We start from the raw sequence: 15,955 nt of genomic DNA, 5'->3' as shown, positions 1-15,955 counted from the left end.
CGGGAAGCCTCCCTCAAGATAAGGTATCTTCGAGTCGTGATAGACCATCACGTTGATAGGCCGGGTGTGGAAGTGCGGTAACGCATGGAGCTAACCGGTCCTAATCACTCTGTTCATGCTTGATGAACCCCACCATCACTAAGAGGCCTGCACAAAGGATGATCCCATAAAGATCAACCAGGCAGCGCATCGTGAAGGCGGACAATCGTCACAGCCAATCACAACATCTGATTAAAAAACACCGCAACAGCAAGCCGCACAGGGGTAACCCTGCGCAAGGCAGGTCACGAACCTGCCTCATGCTCGCTGCAGCACGCTGGCCATATTGCTTGGTGACCATAGCAACAGTGACCCACCCGATCCCATCTCGAACTCGGCCGTGAAACCTGTCCGCGCCAATGGTACTAACGCTCAAGCGTTGGAAGAGTAGGTCGTCGCCAGGCATTATCGCCAGCGTGCTCAAAAAAAAACCCATTCACACCCCCCATGCCGGATGGCTGGGGGCGTGATCATTCTTGCAAACCCTGACGCGGGGTGGAGCAGCCCGGTAGCTCGTCAGGCTCATAACCTGAAGGTCGCAGGTTCAAATCCTGCCCCCGCAACCAGGGCCATAGAACTACAATCGCCACCCTTCGGGGTGGCGTTGTCGTTTAGAGCGGTTTCCACACGAACTAAATCGCCGGGGATTCCCTTGTCTCCTGTGATGTGATTCATGCTTCCTGCTGGTGGCAGGAGGCCAGCATGGATGGCACGAACGCTTTCACAGGATCTTCGGGACAGGGTTGTAGCGGCGATTGACGGCGGTTTGAGCTGCCGCGCGGCGGCCGACCGCTTTGATGTCAGCGCGTCGAGTGCGATCCGCTGGCGGCAGTTGGCGCTGGCACGCGGTCAGGCCATCGCCAAGCCGCGTGGCGGAGACCGGCATTCGGAGCGGATCGAGGCGCATGGCGCCTTCATCCATGGCTTGCTTGCCGAGCAGGGCGACATAACGCTAGTCGAAATCCAGGCGCGACTGATCTAGCGTGGCGCTCCCGTCGGGATCGGCACGCTGCATCGGTTCTTCGTGCGTCACGGCATCACGCGGAAAAAAAGACCGGCCACGCGATCGAGCAGGACCGCCCCGACGTCCTGAGCCAGCGACGCCGCTGGTTCGATGGCCAGTTCGATCTGGAGCCCGAGCGCCTGGTCTTCATCGACGAGACGTGGACCGCCACCAATATGACCCGCAGCCACCGCCGTTGCGACAAGGGCAAGCGCCTGCGGATGGGCTTCCCGCATGGTCGCCGCAAGACCACGACGCTGGTCGCTGGCCTGCGCATGAGCGGCATGGTCGCACCGATGGTGCTCGATGGCCCGATCAACGGCGACTGGTTCGAGGCCTACGTCGCTCAGGTGCTGGTGCCGGTGCTGCGGCGCGGCGACGTCGTTATCATGGACAACCTGTCGAGCGACAAGCGCGCCGCCGTGCGGGAACGGATCGAAGCGGCAGGAGCCACCTTGCGCTTCCTCCCGCCCTATAGCCCCAACTTCAATCCCATCGAGAAAGCCTTCTCCCGCCTCAAGGCCATGCTGCGAAAGGTCGGCGAACGGACCGTCCCCGGCCTCTGGGACCTCATCGGCAGGCTCGTCGACATCTTCAAGCCCGCCGAATGCGCCAACTACTTCAGTTCATGCGGCTACGAACCGGAATGAACGGAAACCGCTCTAGGCAAAATACGCCGACGCCTTGCGCAATATCTCGTTGGCCTGGCGCAGCTCACGGTTCTCGCGCTCCAACGCCTTCAGGCGATCTGCCATCTCGGTTGGCACACCGGCCCGCTTGCCGCTGTCGACCTCGGCCTTCTTGACCCATTCGAGCAGAGTCTGGGGAACGCAGCCTATCTTCTCTGCGCTCGACACGATGGCTGCCCAGCGAGAAGGATGGTCACCTTCGTGATCCAGCACCATGCGTACCGCACGGGCGCGGTACCTCAGGCGCAAACTTGTTCGTCGTTTTGCTCATATCGGCTCCACTTTCTCAGAAGTTGGAGCCTCCGGCAAACCCGGCGCGGTTCAGTCTTGTGTGGCCCGTATTCCCTGGGAGCATCACGCCAGCGTAGGTCGTTACGATTGACGAAAATGATCCCGTTAAGCATCCGCCGGTCATCGATCCGGGGCTTGCCGTGGCTCTTGGGAAAATAGGACGACAGACGCGCCATCTGCTCGTCCGTCAGCCAATACAGGTCACTCATGTTCAGTCTCCTTGCGAGACCTGAATCACATCGTCAGCGACCAATCAATGGGTCCTGAGCCTAGCGCTGCGGCCCCGGGTCCTCCTTGGCCAGCACGCCCAGATGCTCGCCCATCTGCCACGCAAACAGCCCCAGCAACCCGGCAATGCTCAGCCCCAGCACAATGTCTTCCCAATGCAGCCATACCGGCAGGCCGGGAATGGCCGGCGTGCCAATGGCCAGCACCAACAGGTTGAGCAGCAGAATGCCCAATCGCAATTCGGTGGGCCCCATATGCCCCACCGTCACGCGGAATTCGCCCTTTACGATGGCATGCACCAACACCTGAATGGCCAGCATCTGATACGCCGCCAGCAGGATGAGGATAAGCTCCATCCGCATGCCGGGGGTGAACCCTACGCCAAGGCCGATCAGCAGATTGCCAACCGTATCAATCACCTGATCGAGATAAAAACCATAACGCGGTCGCTCGATCTTGCGCAAGCGGGCCACCGTGCCGTCCAGCGAATCCCCCAGCCAGTGGAAGAAAATCCCCAGATTGGACAGCCACAGCCACCCCATGGAGCGCTGTGCCAACAGCCCGCCGCACAGCACCAGCACCGCGCCAAACACGCCAAAGCCAGTCAGGCCATCGGGCGTCACCCACGCGGGCAATCGCCGAGCAATGGCTTGCAATGCCACCCGCTCATACCCCGACAGGAAGCTCTCATTGACCCGCTTGTCGACCTTGGGTTTCAGCGTGTCACTCATCGGGGCGTCCTGCTCTGGGCAAACTGTTGGAGGGCAGTTTCAATGTCGCGGCAATAGGCCGCTTCGCCCAAGGCGTCGGGAATGGGCGGGGTGCGGCGCAAGGGGCCGGGGCCCTGGGCCAGAATGGCGCGTTCCCACCCGTCGCGGTCGTTGGGCGCCAAAAGCTGCGTGTCGCCCGTGGCGATTTCGCGGTGGGCGGCAATGTCGGAAGCGATGGTGGGCACGCCCAGCGCGTTGCCCTCCAGCACGGACAGGCCGAAACCCTCGGTATGGCTGGGGCACAGCATAGCCGCAGCACCCAGCGTGAGCCGCGCCAGCGCTGGGCTGGAGAGGCCCGAAATGTGGTGAACATGGCGCGCCAAAGCCGGATCGCTGGCAATCTCGCCCAAAATCGCCTCGGCATGGCGCCCGGCCGCGCCCACGATGACCAGATGCGGCGCCCCTTCGCCCATCCGCGCCACGATCCGCCGCCACACCTGGATCAGCAAAGCGTGGTTCTTACGCGGCTCCACCGTGGAACAGGTGAGGAAATAATGCCGCCCGGCCAGTGCCGTGTCCGCCCCGCGCGCTACGCTCAGAGCGGCGGGTAGGGGCAGGCCGCGCACATGAATGGGCACATCACCCCGGCCCATCTGTGCCATGCAGGCCGCGATGGTCTCGCGCGCGTGGCAGGTGGTGGTGATAACCAGATCGGCATGATCAACCGCCGTGCGCACCATCTGTTCATGGTGCTTCACCGCCGGGGGGGAGACGAAATGGGGGTATTCCAGCGGGATTGTATCGTGCAGCATGAAGGCGGCGGTGACGTCCGGTCGGCGCGAGAGCCAGCGGTGAAACGCGGGCACCGCCAAACCGATCTGGCCAATGTTGAGGTAAACCGCCCCCTGCGGCAAAGCCGCCACAGATTGCCCCAAAGCCACGCCCGTTCGCCGCAGATGAGCCCACATCCGCTGCATTTTGGCGCCCGTGCCCAAGGGCTTGCGGCGCGCGGGGGCCGCAAGCGTGCCGCCCTGCCCGCAGAGCTCCGCCACCAGCCCCTCCCAGCGCGGATCATGCGCCTCGTCGATCCGCTCGGCCCACAGGTCCTGCAAGTGCTCCAGCCCGCGCCGCACCATGGCCGCGCTGAAACCGCGCACGCCCCAGGGCGTGGGTAAAATTCCGATGCTGGAAATTTTATCGACGGAAAAGAAATGATTGGCCAGAGCCACATCCACCCGGTCAATCCCGCGCGGCGACAGGCTGAGTGGCCCAAGAAACAGGCGCGTCAGATCATAGGCGATCGCGCGGGGCATTGGCTGGCTTTCGGCTCCTGCATAGGCTCGGCGGGAGAAAACCACGCTCATTACCCCACGTGTAGCAACCCCCGCGCGAAGCACAAGGCGAGCCAAAAGGAATTGGCGCCAATCCAGAATATTTACCTATATGTCAGTTCTGGGACACGCAGGGGCCGCTTGACGCAACGCAACATGCCGATATGCTTGCAACCAGGGATTGCCATAAAACGATAGTGCAAGTGCGGTCATACACCCGTGCTTAATAACAATTCAGGTTAGCCATGAGAGATCGAACTGCGTGACTTCCAGGCTTGATACGGCCATCGAAACGGCCATTGTGGGCGCTGCATGCCGCTTGCCGGGCGCCCCGAACGAAGAAGCATTCCGGGAGGTTCTGAACAATGGCACCTTTACCGTAAGCCCCGCGCCGCAAGGGCGCTGGCACGGCGAGCTGGGGTTTCACCCGGGGCAAAAGGCGCCCGGTTCGGCCTATACGTTTGCGGGTGGCTATCTGCCCAGCCCTTATGATTTCGACATTGGCGTCTTCGGCATGTCCCCGCGCGAAGCGGTGCAGGTGGACCCCCAGCAGCGCCTGCTGGCTGAGCTGGTGTGGGAAGCGCTGGAGAATGCGCGAATCGCCCCCGCCAGCATCGCGGGCAAGGAAGTGGGCGTTTACATCGGCGTTTCCGCGCTGGACCACGCGAACCTTTTTGGTGGCGACCCGGGTGCGATCGAAAGCCACTTCATGACCGGCAACACGCTGTCGATCGTGGCGAACCGCATTTCCTATCTGTTCGACCTCAAGGGGCCGAGCTTCATCGTGGACACGGCGTGTTCCTCCTCGCTGGTGGCGGTGGAACGGGCGCTGGCCGATTTGCGTAGCGGCCGCGTGGACACCGCCATCGTGGGCGGCGTGAACATGCTGCTCTCGCCAGCCTCCTTCGTGGGCTTCAGCAGGGCGCAGATGCTCTCGCCCACTGGCGCCTGCCGCCCGTTCTCGGCCCATGGCGATGGCTATGTCCGCTCCGAGGGCGGGGTGGTCTTCATCCTCCAGCGCGGCGATGTGGCCGACCCGGGCGCGATCCGTGCGCTCATCAAGGGCGCGGCGATCAATTCGGACGGGCGCACCTCGGGCATTGCCCTGCCCGGCCTGGAGGGCCAGCGCAGCCTGTTGGAGCGCACCTATGCCGAAGCGGGCGTCTCACCCGACGACCTCGCCTTCGTGGAAGCGCATGGCACCGGCACCGTGGTGGGCGACCCCATCGAGGCCACTGCCATTGGCACCGTTCTGGGCAAACCGCGCAGCAAACCGCTGCCCATGGGCTCGGTCAAATCGAACATCGGCCATTTGGAACCAGCTTCAGGTGTGGCGGGCATGATGAAGGCGCTGATTGCGCTGGAGCAGCGGCTGTACCCGGCTACGCTGCACCTTGACGTGCTCAATCCGCATGTGGATTTCGACGCGCTGAACCTGCACATGGCAACACAAGCCGTGCCGCTGGGCGAGGGGCAGCTGCACTGCGGCGTCTCCTCCTTCGGCTTTGGCGGCACGAATGCGCATGTGGTGCTGGCCAGCGCCCCGGCCACGCCCGCCCGCGCGCCCGTGGCGGTGCCCGATGTGCTGGTGCTCTCCAGCCATTGCAAGGAGTCGCTGGCCGAACTGGCCGCCGCCTATGCCGAGCGACTGGAACAGGGCGTGAGCCCCGCCGCTCTGGCCCAGGCCGCTGGTGGCCGCGCGCTCATGCGCCAGCGCGCCGTGCTGCCGCTGGCAGAAGGCGCCGACATGGCCGCGCAACTGCGACTGCTGGCCGCAGGCCAAAAGCTGAAAGGAACGCGTCTGGCCACCGGCACGGCGCTGTCCGGCGCGGTGAAAGTGTGCTTTGCCTATAACGGCAACGGCTCGCAATGGGTGGGCATGGGCCGCGATGCCTATGGCGCCAACCCCGCCTTCCGCGCCGCTTTCGACGCTGCCGACGCCGCCTTTGTCGCGCTGGGCCATGAGGGTCTGGCCGAGGCGATGCACAGCGACAGCTTGGCCGAAAAACTGGAGCTGGCCGAATGGGCGCAACCGCTCATTTTCGCCATTCAGGTGGGCATCACCGTCGCGCTGGCCGACAAGGGACTGACACCGGCCATGGTGTTGGGCCACAGCGTGGGCGAAATCACCGCCGCCCATGCCGCCGGCATCCTCACGCTGGAACAGGCTGCGCGCATCCTCATGGCCCGCGCCCACAGCCAGGAAGCCGTGCACAACGCGGGTACCATGGCCACGCTGGCCGCCAACCGCACGGCCATCGCCGAGCTGATCGCCCGCAGCGGCATTGCGGGCGTAGACATTGCGGCGAACAATGGCCCGAGTTCCGTCACCATTTCGGGCCCCGACGACGCCATCGCCGCTTTCATGCGCTTTGCCCGCAAGAACCGCGTGGCGGGGCGCCAGCTGGACATCGCCTACCCCTACCATTCGGCCCTGCTCGACGGGATCGAGAAGGCCTTTGCTGCCGAGCTGGGCGAGATCGTACCCGCCGCCGGAAACGTGCCGATGATCTCCACCGTCACGGGCGGGCTGCTGGCCGGGGAGACGTTCAACAGCGCCTATTGGTGGCAGAACATCCGCCACGAAGTGCTGTTCTCGCGCGCCATCCGCACAGCGGCGGAATGGGGCGCCAATTTATTCCTGGAAATCGGCCCACGCATGATCCTGTGCGCGGCCATGGCGGGCACGGTCGAAAGTGCGGGCTTTACCGGCCGAGCGCTGCACAGCCTGAGCGATGGGGAGGGCCACGGCGGCGACCCTATCACTGACATCCTCACCCGCGCCATTGCGGGCGGACTGGAGCCGGAACAGGCCGCCGCCCCGGTGGACCGCAGCATCGACCTGCCCACCTACCCCTGGCAGCGCAAGACCTATGCCTATGCGCCCACCTCCGCCGCGCTGGACGTGCATGGCATCGCGCCGCGCCATCCGCTGATCGGCGCGCGGCTGATGCAGGGCGTGCCCGAGTGGCGCAATGTGCTCGACGCCCATCTGGTGCCCTATCTGGCCGACCATGTGGTGGGCGGTGAAGTGGTGGTGCCCGCAACGGGGCTGGCCGAAATGACGCTGGCCGTCGCGCGCGAACTGTGGCCGGACCATGGCGTGTGCGTCGAGGATTTCGACATTCTGCAAGCGCTGGTGCTGGGCGCCGAAGAGCAGCGCGAAATCTCCACCCGGTTCACCGCCGACCCGGCCACGGTGGAAATCTGGAGCCGCCCGCGCTTTTCGGCGGACGACTGGCATTTGCATGCCCGCGGCCGCATCGGCAAGGCGGGCGTGCTGCGCGGGGAAGCGCCCGAACTGGCCGAGGTAACCGTGGCTCATGCCGATCCGGCCTCGGTCTACCGCAAGGCGGTGTTCAGCGATATCGAGTACGGTCCAGCTTTCGCCCTGCTGCAAACGCTGCGCCGTCAGGGTGAGGACATTGTGGAAACCACGCTGTCCGTGCCCGAAGCTGGCACGGGCGCCTACACGCTCCTTCAAGTGCTGCACCCGGCCAGCGTGGACGCGGCCTTCCACGGCCTGTTTGATTTCGTGACCGAAGGCGACGAAACGACCAAGACATGGCTGCCGATCCGTTTCGAGCGGCTGACCGTGTGGACGCCGGGCGCGCAGGTGCGCGATGTCACCATCGTGGTGGAAAAGAGCGCCGCGCAGCTCAAGACGATCACCCTGTGGCTCCGTGACGGCGAGGGGCGCACGGTGGCCCGGCTTGACCGCGCCCTGCTGCGCGCCGTAGCCAAGATCGAGAAGCCCGCGCTTCAGGGCGTTTACCACCTGTCCACTCCGCCCGCCGGGCTCACGGCCAGCCCGTCCCTGACGCAGCTGGCCCGGGGCTGGTTTGAAACCACCGATTTGCCGGCGTCCTCCGATGGCTGGCTGCTGTTGCACGCCCATATGCGCGCCAGCGCGGTGGAAGCGCTGCGCGGTATGGCCGACAGCAACGGGCGGCTTGATCTTTCCGCTCTGCTCGACCCGCCTGCGCTCAAGGGCGGGCGCCCGCCCGAACAGCGCGCATGGATTGGCGACCTGTTGCTCGACCTCATCAACGGCGGCGATGTGGTGCAGATGGGCGACCAGTTGACGCTGGCGCAGACCGACCACCCTGACGCGGCGATGATCCTTGCCAGCTGCGCAGCCGAATTCCCCGAAGCGGCTGCCGATCTGGCGCTGTCGGCACTGGCGGCGGTGAACCTGCCTGCCGTGCTGCGCGGGCAGGATGTGGCCCCGCCGCGCGCCCGCACGCTGGCCCGGCATGACAGCGCATCGCTGCGTCTGGACCCGGCGGTGAAGGCCCTGACGGCGTGCCTGTCGGTGCTGGCCGCGCGCATCGGGGCGGATTATCCGCGCCATCTGCATGTCGTGGTGGCCGAGCAGGACGGCGAGGCGGTGATGGCCGCTTTGACCGACCCTGTGGCGGCCGGGCTGATGGGCGGCGCCATGGCGGGCCGCCTGCGCTTGTCCATCGCAGCGGTGGACAGTCTGGCGGCCGAGCGCCTGTCGCGCGCCATGCCGGTGGCGGGCCAATGGGAAATTATCGACCTGTCGCAGCCGCAGGCGGCCACGGCGGATGTGCTGTTGCTCTGCGCTCCGGCTGAACGGCGGATGCAGGCGCAGGAGGCTTCGGCGCAGGCGCGGTTGCTGCGCGCGGGCGGCGTGTTGCTGGCGGCGCAACCGGCCATGGACACGCTCGTGGCCTTCCAGCGCGGCAGCGCGTCGGCAGAGGCCCGGCAGGAGGAAGGCGTCACACTGGCGCCGATGCTCAAGGACCTGCCCGAGCTGGGCGGGATCGTCACGCTGGGCCAGTTCGACGAAGGGCTGGTGGTGCATATTGCCGAGCGCAAGGCGGAAGACCAGCGCAAGGATCAGATCAGCTGCATGCCTGTTGGCGGGCAGGCACAGCAAACGCCGCTCATCGTGCAAACACTGGCGGCAAGCGGTTGGGACATTGCCGCTGACGACGCGGCCAACCGCCTGCTGGTGGTGGAAGATGGCGCGGTGGCCGACATGGGCGCCACGGTTGAAGCTTTGCGCGCGGCGATGTTCGCCTTGCGCGGGGTGGAACCGCGTCCGCGCTTGTGGGTGGCTGTGGCCGCGCAAGGCGAGCATGGCGCCGAGCGCGTGGCCGCTGTGCGGGCCTTGACCCGCGTGGCCATGAACGAAATGCCCGAAACCGACATCCGCTTTGTCGAGATCGGCGCGGATGTGGCGGGCGATGCGCTGGGCCGGGGTCTCACCGAAATCCTGCACCATCCGGGCCGCGAGCGCGAATGGAGCCTGACGCCGCAAGGGGTGACCTCGGCGCGGTTGCTCTCAGGCCTGCCACTGCGCGCGGAACCGGCGATGGCGGCGATGCGGCTGCATTTCCCCCGCCCAGGCCAGCTGGAAAACTTCCAGTGGATCGAGGCGGAGCGGCACACGCCCCCGCCGGGCCATATCGAGGTGGAGCTGATCGCCACGGGGTTGAACTTCCGCGACGTGATGCTGGCCATGGGCCTGTTGTTCGACGACGTGCTGGACGAGGGCTTGGCGGGCGCGGTCTATGGGCTGGAATGCGCCGGGCGCGTGGTGGCGCTGGGCGAGGGCGTGCATGGCTTTGCTCTGGGCGACCTCGTCATGGGCTTTGGCCAGAACAGCTTTGCCAGCCACGCCATCGGCCCGCAGGAAGCCTTTGTGCCCCTGCCGGAAGGCGTGTCGGCGGAAGCGGCGGCGGGCTTGCCAGTGGCATTCTACACCGCATGGTACGCGCTGGTGGAGTTGGCGCGGCTGCGCGCGGGCGAAACGGTGCTCATCCATGGCGGCGCGGGCGGCGTTGGTCTGGCCGCGATCCAGATCGCGCGGGCGATTGGCGCGCGCGTCATCGCCACCGTGTCCAGCCCGGACAAGGCGGCTTTGGCGCGTCTGTATGGCGCGGACCACATTTACGACAGCCGCAGCCTCGATTTCATCGACGAGGTGCGCGACCTGCATGGCGGAGCCGATGTGGTGCTCAACTCGCTCTCGGGCGAGGCGATGCGCGGGTCGGTCAAGGTGCTCAAATCGCGCGGACGGTTTATCGAACTGGGCAAGCGCGACTATGTGGCCAACAGCCTGCTGGCGCTGCGGCCCTTCCGCCGCAACCTGAGCTATTTCGGCGTCGACGTGGACCAGATCCTCGCGCTGGACCCGGAGCTGACCGGCGTGGGGCTGGGGGCGATTGCCGAAGGTTTCGCGGACGGCACCTATATGCCGCTGCCCGTCACCACCTACCGCGCGGGGCAGATTTCCGAAGCCTTCCGCCTGATGCAGTCGGCGGGCCATGTGGGCAAGATCGTGGTCAGCGCGCCGCAGCGTGATGGCGTACCTTCGCTCCATGCCGCGCGGTTCAAACCGGGCGCGGGTGTGCAGCTCATTGTCGGCGGCACGCGCGGCTTTGGCCTTGCCACGGCCCTGTGGCTGGCGGGCAAGGGCGCGGACAAGATCGTGGTGGCGAGCCGCGCGGGCACCATCGACGCGAGCGTTCTGCCCGTGGTCGAGCGGCTGCGCGCGCAGAGCATGGTGTTTGAAGTGGCCGCGCTGGACGTGACCGATGCGGCGGCGGTGCAGGCGCTGGTGACGCAGATCAACGCGAAGCACGGGCCGATCGGCGGCGTGTGGCACACGGCGGTGACCCTGTCGGACGGCATGCTCGACGGGCTGGACGAGGCAACGCTGGCCAAGGTGCTGGCGCCCAAGGTGACGGGGGCGAACAATCTGCACCGCGCCACGCTGGACCAGCCCTTGGCGCAATTCGTCATGTTCTCCTCGGCTTCGGCGCTGATCGGCAATCCGGGGCAGGGGGCTTACGCGGCGGCCAATGGCTGGCTGGAAGGCCTGGCGCGGGCGCGGCGGGCCGATGGGCGCCCGGCGGTGGCGGTGCAATGGGGCGCGATTGCGGACGTGGGCTTGCTGGCCGCGCGGGGCGACACGCTGGAAAGCCTTAGCCGCATTGCGGGCGTCACCGGCATGCAATCGGCCGATGCGCTGGCGCGGTTAGACAAGGTGTTGGCGCTGGCCGACCGTTTGACCGACCCGGTGGTGACCATTTCGGACTTCGCCGAGGCAGGCGCCCTGTTTGCCCTGCCGGTTCCGGCATCGCCCGCCTTCGCGCGGCATTTCGCGGTGCGCGGGTCGTCGGTCAACAGCGGCGGGCAGAGTCTGGCCGAGATGATCGCCGGACTGAGCCAGGCCGAGGCTTTGAAGATGGTAACCACCATGCTGGCCGAGGAGGCGGCGGCGATCATGCGTCTGGCCGTGGCCGATGTGGACCTCGACGCCTCGATTGACTCGCTTGGCATGGACTCGCTGATGGCGCTGGAACTGCGCATGGGCATCGAGAACCGTTACAAGATCGAGCTGCCCATGATGGCCATCAGCGCGGTTGGCAATTTGCGCGAGCTGGGACAGCGTGTATTGGTGATTGCGCGCGGTTCGGGCGAGGCGGCCTCGCCCCTGTCGGACGAGGAAAGCGCGCTCATTGCCATTCACGGCGGCGGGCAGATCACTCAGGAAAGCTTGAAAGCCGAGGTTCAGGCAGGAGCATCGCGTGGCTGACGAAACCCCTCCCCGCCGGTTGAGCCGGGATATGCGGTCCGCGCTTATCGCGGGGGTGAAAAAGGCGACGGCATCGCCCAGCGGGCTGCTGGGCGGCATTCTGGGCGCCGGGCGTAAGAAGGCGCCAGGCTTTGAAGACCTGCCCGGCTTCGAGGCGATCCGCCTGCAACAGAGCCTTGCGGGCAAGATCGGCATTCCGGTGCCGTTTTACCGTCTGCATGAGGCGCGGGCAGGCACCGAAACGGTGGTCGAGGGGCGGCCTGCGGTCAACTTCACCTCTTACGACTATCTGGGGCTCAACGGTCATCCGCGCATTGTCGCCGCCGTGGCCGAGGCCGCCGCGCAATGGGGCACCAGCGTGTCGGCAAGCCGGCTGACGTCTGGCGAGCGCAGCGTGCACCGCGAACTGGAAGGCGAACTGGCCAGCCTTTATGGGGCAGAAGACGCGCTGCTCTTCGTCTCGGGCCATGCCACCAATGTCACCACCATCGGCACGATGATGGGCGAAGGCGATCTGGTCATTCATGACTCGCTGTCGCACAATTCCATCGTGGTGGGCGCCCAGCTTTCCGGCGCGCATCGCGTCAATTTCCCGCATAATGACATCGAGGCGCTGGACCGCCTGCTGGGTCAGCTGCGCGGCCAGTTCCGCCATTGCCTCATCGTCACCGAGGGCCTGTTCTCCATGGACGGTGACGGGCCTGATCTGGCGCGTCTGGTGGAGGTGAAGAACAGCCATTCGGCCTGGCTGATGGTGGACGAGGCCCATTCGCTGGGCGTGCTGGGCAAGACCGGGCGCGGATTGTTCGAGCATGCCGGGGTGGACCCGCGCGAGGTGGACATCTGGATGGGCACGCTCTCTAAGACGCTGGTGTCTTGCGGCGGCTATATCGCGGGGCCGCGCGCGCTCATCGATTTCCTGAAATATCGCGCGCCGGGCATGGTCTATTCGGTGGGCATTCCGGCAACGGCAACGGTCGCGTCTTTGACGGCGTTGGACTTGATGCTGAGCGAGCCGGAGCGTGTGGCGTTGTTGCAGGCCAATGGTGGCTATTTCCTGAACAAGGCGCGCGCCGCCGGGCTGGATGTGGGCGACAGCTGGGGGCTGGCGGTCACGCCGGTCATTCTGGGTGACAGTCTGCAAACGGTGATGCTGTCCGAGCGGTTGCTGGAGCGCGGCTATGCCACCGTGCCGGTACTGCCGCCCGGCGTGCCGGAAAAGGCGGCGCGCATCCGCTTCTTCATCTCGTCGGGCCATACGCAGGCGCAGATTGACGGCGTGATCGACACGCTGGTGGGCGAAAGGGCGCAACTGTCGCGTTCGGGCGTCACGCTGGCCAGCATTGCCAAGAACACCATCCTTCAGCGGTTGCAGGCGCTGGAAGAGGACGAGTGAAAACCGCTATTGTAACGGGTGCATCGAGCGGCATCGGCCGGGCGGTGGCGCTTGAACTGGCGCGCAAGGGGTGGCGCCTGGGGCTGGTGGGCCGCGACGCGGAGCGGCTGGCTCAGGTGGCTGAGGCTTGCGGCAGGGTTGTGCAGACCGCGGCCATGGACATGCGCGACACGGCTGCTTTTGCGGGTTTTGTCGCGGGCTTTGGCGCAGTGGACCTTTACGTATCCAACCACGGTATTCTGGACGGCCGCCGCGAGGGCGAAACCGTGGAAACGGGCGCGGTAGCCAGCGATGTGCTGGCCATCAACCTCACCTCGGCGGTGGCGGCGCTGCATGCGGTGTTGCCCGGCATGCAGGCGCGTGGGCAGGGGCAGATTGCGCTTGTCTCCTCGCTGGCGGGCCTGTCGCCCTTGCCGGACGCCCCGGCCTATTCGGCCAGCAAGGCGGGGCTGGTGATGTATGGTTTATCGTTGCGCGAGGCTTTGCGCGGCACGGGCGTGGGTGTGTCGGTGTGCTGCCCGGGCTATGTAGCCACGCCCATGCAAGCCGAGCATCTGGGCAACCGCCCCCACGAAATCAAGCCCGAGGACGCCGCGCGCCGCATTGTGAAACAGGCCTTGGCCAACACGCGGCTTTTCGGTTTCCCCGCGCCGCTGTGGCCCATGGCATTGTTCTCGCTGCTCATCCCGGAAGGGCTGCTCAGGCTGTTCAACGGTAATTTGCGCTTTACCGTCAAGAAGCGCTAGAGCATTTTTCGATCAGTTAGGATCGTAACCGCATGAACTGAAGTAGTTAGCGCATTCGGTGGGCTGGAAGACATCGACGAGTTTGCCGATGAGACCCCGTAAACCGCTGACGGTTCGCTCGCCTGCTTTCCGGAGCCTGGCTTTGAGGCGGGAGAATGCCTTCTCGATCGGGTTGAAGTCGGGATTGTAGGGCGGGAGGAAGCGGAGCGTCGCTCCTGCCGCTTCGATCCGATCCCGGACCGCCGGGCGCTTATGGCTCGACAGATTGTCCATGATAACAATGTCGCCCGGCCGCAGTTCCTCGAGCGAGATGTCCCTGCGAGCCTCCCATATTGCCAGGATGTCTGCCGCCCGCGCCTCGATCCGCCGCGACCGCAAGTCACCGCCCTGCGGCTTGGCGGCAAAGCTCCCCGTTTCGCGGCGGCGCCCATGCCATCGGATTGCCATTGAGGGCGCAACGCCCAATCGTGCCGCTGCCGCCCGGCAACTCAATCCGTCATCGATCGCCGCCAGAAGCCGCGAGCGCAAATCCATCGAGAGCGGGTGCCCCATCCATACCGGCCTCCTTCGCCAGCACATTCCATGAATCATAAAGTGCCGCCGGAGGGAATCCCTCACGATTCATAGCAATCGAAAAACGCTCTAGGGGCAGCGCCGCTGCTAAGCCGCCGTCAACCCCATGGAAGCATAAAGCCCCAGCAGGCGGTCGACAAAGTTGGCGTCTGTAAAGATCTGTGCATGGGCCAAGCCAGCATCACGGACCTGTTCATAAAGACTGGGCTCGGTTTCCAGACGTCGGATGGCGGCAGCGATCTCGGGTGTCTTGTACGGGTCTACCAACAAGCCGTCCTTACCCGCCACCTCGGGCAGGGAGGACGTGTAGGACGTGATGGCAGGCGTGCCCAATTGCATGCTTTCAAGGACGGGCAGACCAAAACCCTCGTAAAGCGAGGGAAACAGCACAGCCTTGGCGGAGCGGATCAGCCGGAACAGGCTGGGGCGCGGCAGATATTGCAGCTGCACGATTCTTTCGCCCAGCTTGCGGCCATAGATGCTGCCATCGCCACCCAGCATGCGCGTTTCGCGTTCCATGCCCCAGTCGCGCGAGCTGACGATCACCAGCGGTAGCTTGCTTTGCGAAGACAGATACCCATCGACGATCCTGCCAATGTTCTTCTTGGGGTCTACCGCGCCGAAGAAGAGATAATATCCTTTGTTCTCAAGGCCAAAGGTGTGCCGCACAAAATCGGCATCCGCCTCTGGCGAACTTTTGAGAAGTTCATCAGGAATGGGGCTGGATTGATAGGTGTTGGTGATTTTTGCCGGATCCGCCTCCGGAAAAATTTCCAGAATGTCGCGTCGGCTTGCTTCGGACACTGTGGCGATATGGTCGCCTGCCGCCAGACAGCTTGCAATCAGGTTGCGATAATAGACCTTGTTGTCCAGCGTGGCCTGAGGCAATTTGAGCGGGACAAGGTCATGAATGGTATAGACATTGCGCGTTCCGGCCATGCGAATGGGCAGCGGATAAGTCCAGTGCATCACATCAGGCGGATTGGGCAGCGACACCGTGGTCATCAAGCCTAGATAGGTGAAGCGCGCCCAGGCCATCTCAAACAGAAAAGGCGAGGTCCACAAGGACGAAAAGGCCGGCAGGCGGAAGCCGAAGCTGCGTTTGTCCACCGCATCGGTGAGCGGCACCTGCGAAAGGCGGCGCGGCAGGTGCCACAACGCCGTGCTGAGCGCCACCTTGCGGGCCAGGGCACCCGACGACACGCGGTGCCCATGGCCAAAGCGGTCAAAAAACAGGATTTCACGCGTTTCCGCGCGATTGCCCGCATCCAGCCCGAAAATGCCTTCGACATCATGGCCTGCCCGGTGCAGCACCGAGGCCAGCGATGCCCCGTAATTGGCAATGCCCGTGCCGTCAGGCATTGAAAGGTTGTAGC

9 protein-coding genes, 1 tRNA gene, 2 rRNA genes and 2 pseudogenes are annotated in these 15,955 nt (G+C 65.1%); 8 read left to right on the top strand and 6 right to left on the bottom strand.

The features are described 5' to 3' along the window. From ABDW49_RS20305 to ABDW49_RS20290, 4 genes and pseudogenes are all read left to right on the top strand, one after another. Positions 1 to 123, top strand: a 23S ribosomal RNA gene (locus ABDW49_RS20305); the annotation flags it as partial. Positions 124 to 328: 205 nt separating this feature from the next. Next, positions 329 to 443, top strand: a 5S ribosomal RNA gene (gene rrf, locus ABDW49_RS20300). An 85-nt stretch (positions 444 to 528) separates the two neighbouring features. Beyond that, positions 529 to 605: transfer RNA gene (locus ABDW49_RS20295), tRNA-Met, on the top strand. Positions 606 to 745: 140 nt separating this feature from the next. Beyond that, positions 746 to 1,692 (top strand): annotated as a pseudogene (locus tag ABDW49_RS20290) (IS630 family transposase). 18 nt (positions 1,693 to 1,710) lie between these two features. Here ABDW49_RS20290 and ABDW49_RS20285 read toward each other — a convergent pair. The 4 genes and pseudogenes from ABDW49_RS20285 to ABDW49_RS20270 form a co-directional block, all read right to left on the bottom strand. Beyond that, positions 1,711 to 2,002 (bottom strand): annotated as a pseudogene (locus ABDW49_RS20285) (transposase); the annotation flags it as partial. Next, positions 1,971 to 2,231, bottom strand: coding sequence for a transposase (locus tag ABDW49_RS20280; protein WP_343614709.1), 261 nt, complete (start codon positions 2,229 to 2,231; stop codon positions 1,971 to 1,973). The gene ABDW49_RS20280 and the pseudogene ABDW49_RS20285, both read right to left, overlap by 32 nt. 60 nt (positions 2,232 to 2,291) lie before the next feature. Continuing rightward, entirely contained in the window at positions 2,292 to 2,981 is a 690-nt protein-coding gene (locus tag ABDW49_RS20275) for a CDP-alcohol phosphatidyltransferase family protein (RefSeq protein WP_343614708.1), read from the bottom strand. Further along, positions 2,978 to 4,273, bottom strand: coding sequence for a glycosyltransferase (locus tag ABDW49_RS20270; protein WP_343614707.1), 1,296 nt, complete (start codon positions 4,271 to 4,273; stop codon positions 2,978 to 2,980). The genes ABDW49_RS20275 and ABDW49_RS20270 overlap by 4 nt, the downstream gene beginning before the upstream one ends. Positions 4,274 to 4,553: 280 nt before the next feature. On the opposite strand from ABDW49_RS20270, the gene ABDW49_RS20265 reads away from it, so the two are divergent. From ABDW49_RS20265 to ABDW49_RS20255, 3 genes are read left to right on the top strand one after another with little or no spacing between them, the layout of a single operon-like run. After that, positions 4,554 to 11,864 (top strand): type I polyketide synthase, encoded by a 7,311-nt coding sequence (locus ABDW49_RS20265; RefSeq protein ID WP_343614706.1) that lies wholly within the window; start codon positions 4,554 to 4,556, stop codon positions 11,862 to 11,864. Continuing rightward, on the top strand, positions 11,857 to 13,260 hold the full coding sequence (locus ABDW49_RS20260) for an aminotransferase class I/II-fold pyridoxal phosphate-dependent enzyme (protein WP_343614705.1): 1,404 nt from the start codon (positions 11,857 to 11,859) through the stop codon (positions 13,258 to 13,260). Before ABDW49_RS20265 ends, ABDW49_RS20260 begins: the two co-directional genes overlap by 8 nt. Continuing rightward, entirely contained in the window at positions 13,257 to 14,006 is a 750-nt protein-coding gene (locus ABDW49_RS20255) for an SDR family NAD(P)-dependent oxidoreductase (protein WP_343614703.1), read from the top strand. Before ABDW49_RS20260 ends, ABDW49_RS20255 begins: the two co-directional genes overlap by 4 nt. Before the next feature lie 12 nt (positions 14,007 to 14,018). Here the strand turns inward: ABDW49_RS20255 and ABDW49_RS20250 are convergent, their stop codons facing one another. Together ABDW49_RS20250 and ABDW49_RS20245 are read right to left on the bottom strand one after the other, a co-directional pair. Next, positions 14,019 to 14,558 carry a transposase gene (locus tag ABDW49_RS20250; protein ID WP_343614701.1) on the bottom strand — a complete coding sequence of 180 codons (540 nt, stop codon included), beginning with the start codon at positions 14,556 to 14,558 and terminating at the stop codon, positions 14,019 to 14,021. Between the two features lie 108 nt (positions 14,559 to 14,666). Beyond that, positions 14,667 to 15,707: a glycosyltransferase family 1 protein gene (locus tag ABDW49_RS20245; protein ID WP_343614700.1), complete on the bottom strand. Its 1,041-nt coding sequence runs from the start codon at positions 15,705 to 15,707 to the stop codon at positions 14,667 to 14,669. Positions 15,708 to 15,791: 84 nt separating this feature from the next. On the opposite strand from ABDW49_RS20245, the gene ABDW49_RS20240 reads away from it, so the two are divergent. Then, the gene (locus tag ABDW49_RS20240; RefSeq protein ID WP_343614699.1) at positions 15,792 to 15,944 is read left to right on the top strand and encodes a hypothetical protein; all 153 of its coding nucleotides are present in this window, start codon (positions 15,792 to 15,794) and stop codon (positions 15,942 to 15,944) included. Positions 15,945 to 15,955 lie beyond the last annotated feature (11 nt).

The organism is Novosphingobium sp., from assembly GCF_039595395.1.
Classification (GTDB): Bacteria; Pseudomonadota; Alphaproteobacteria; order Sphingomonadales; family Sphingomonadaceae; genus Novosphingobium.
The sequence above is the reverse complement of the archived record's forward strand: the minus strand, read 5'-3'. Positions and strand labels throughout refer to the sequence as shown.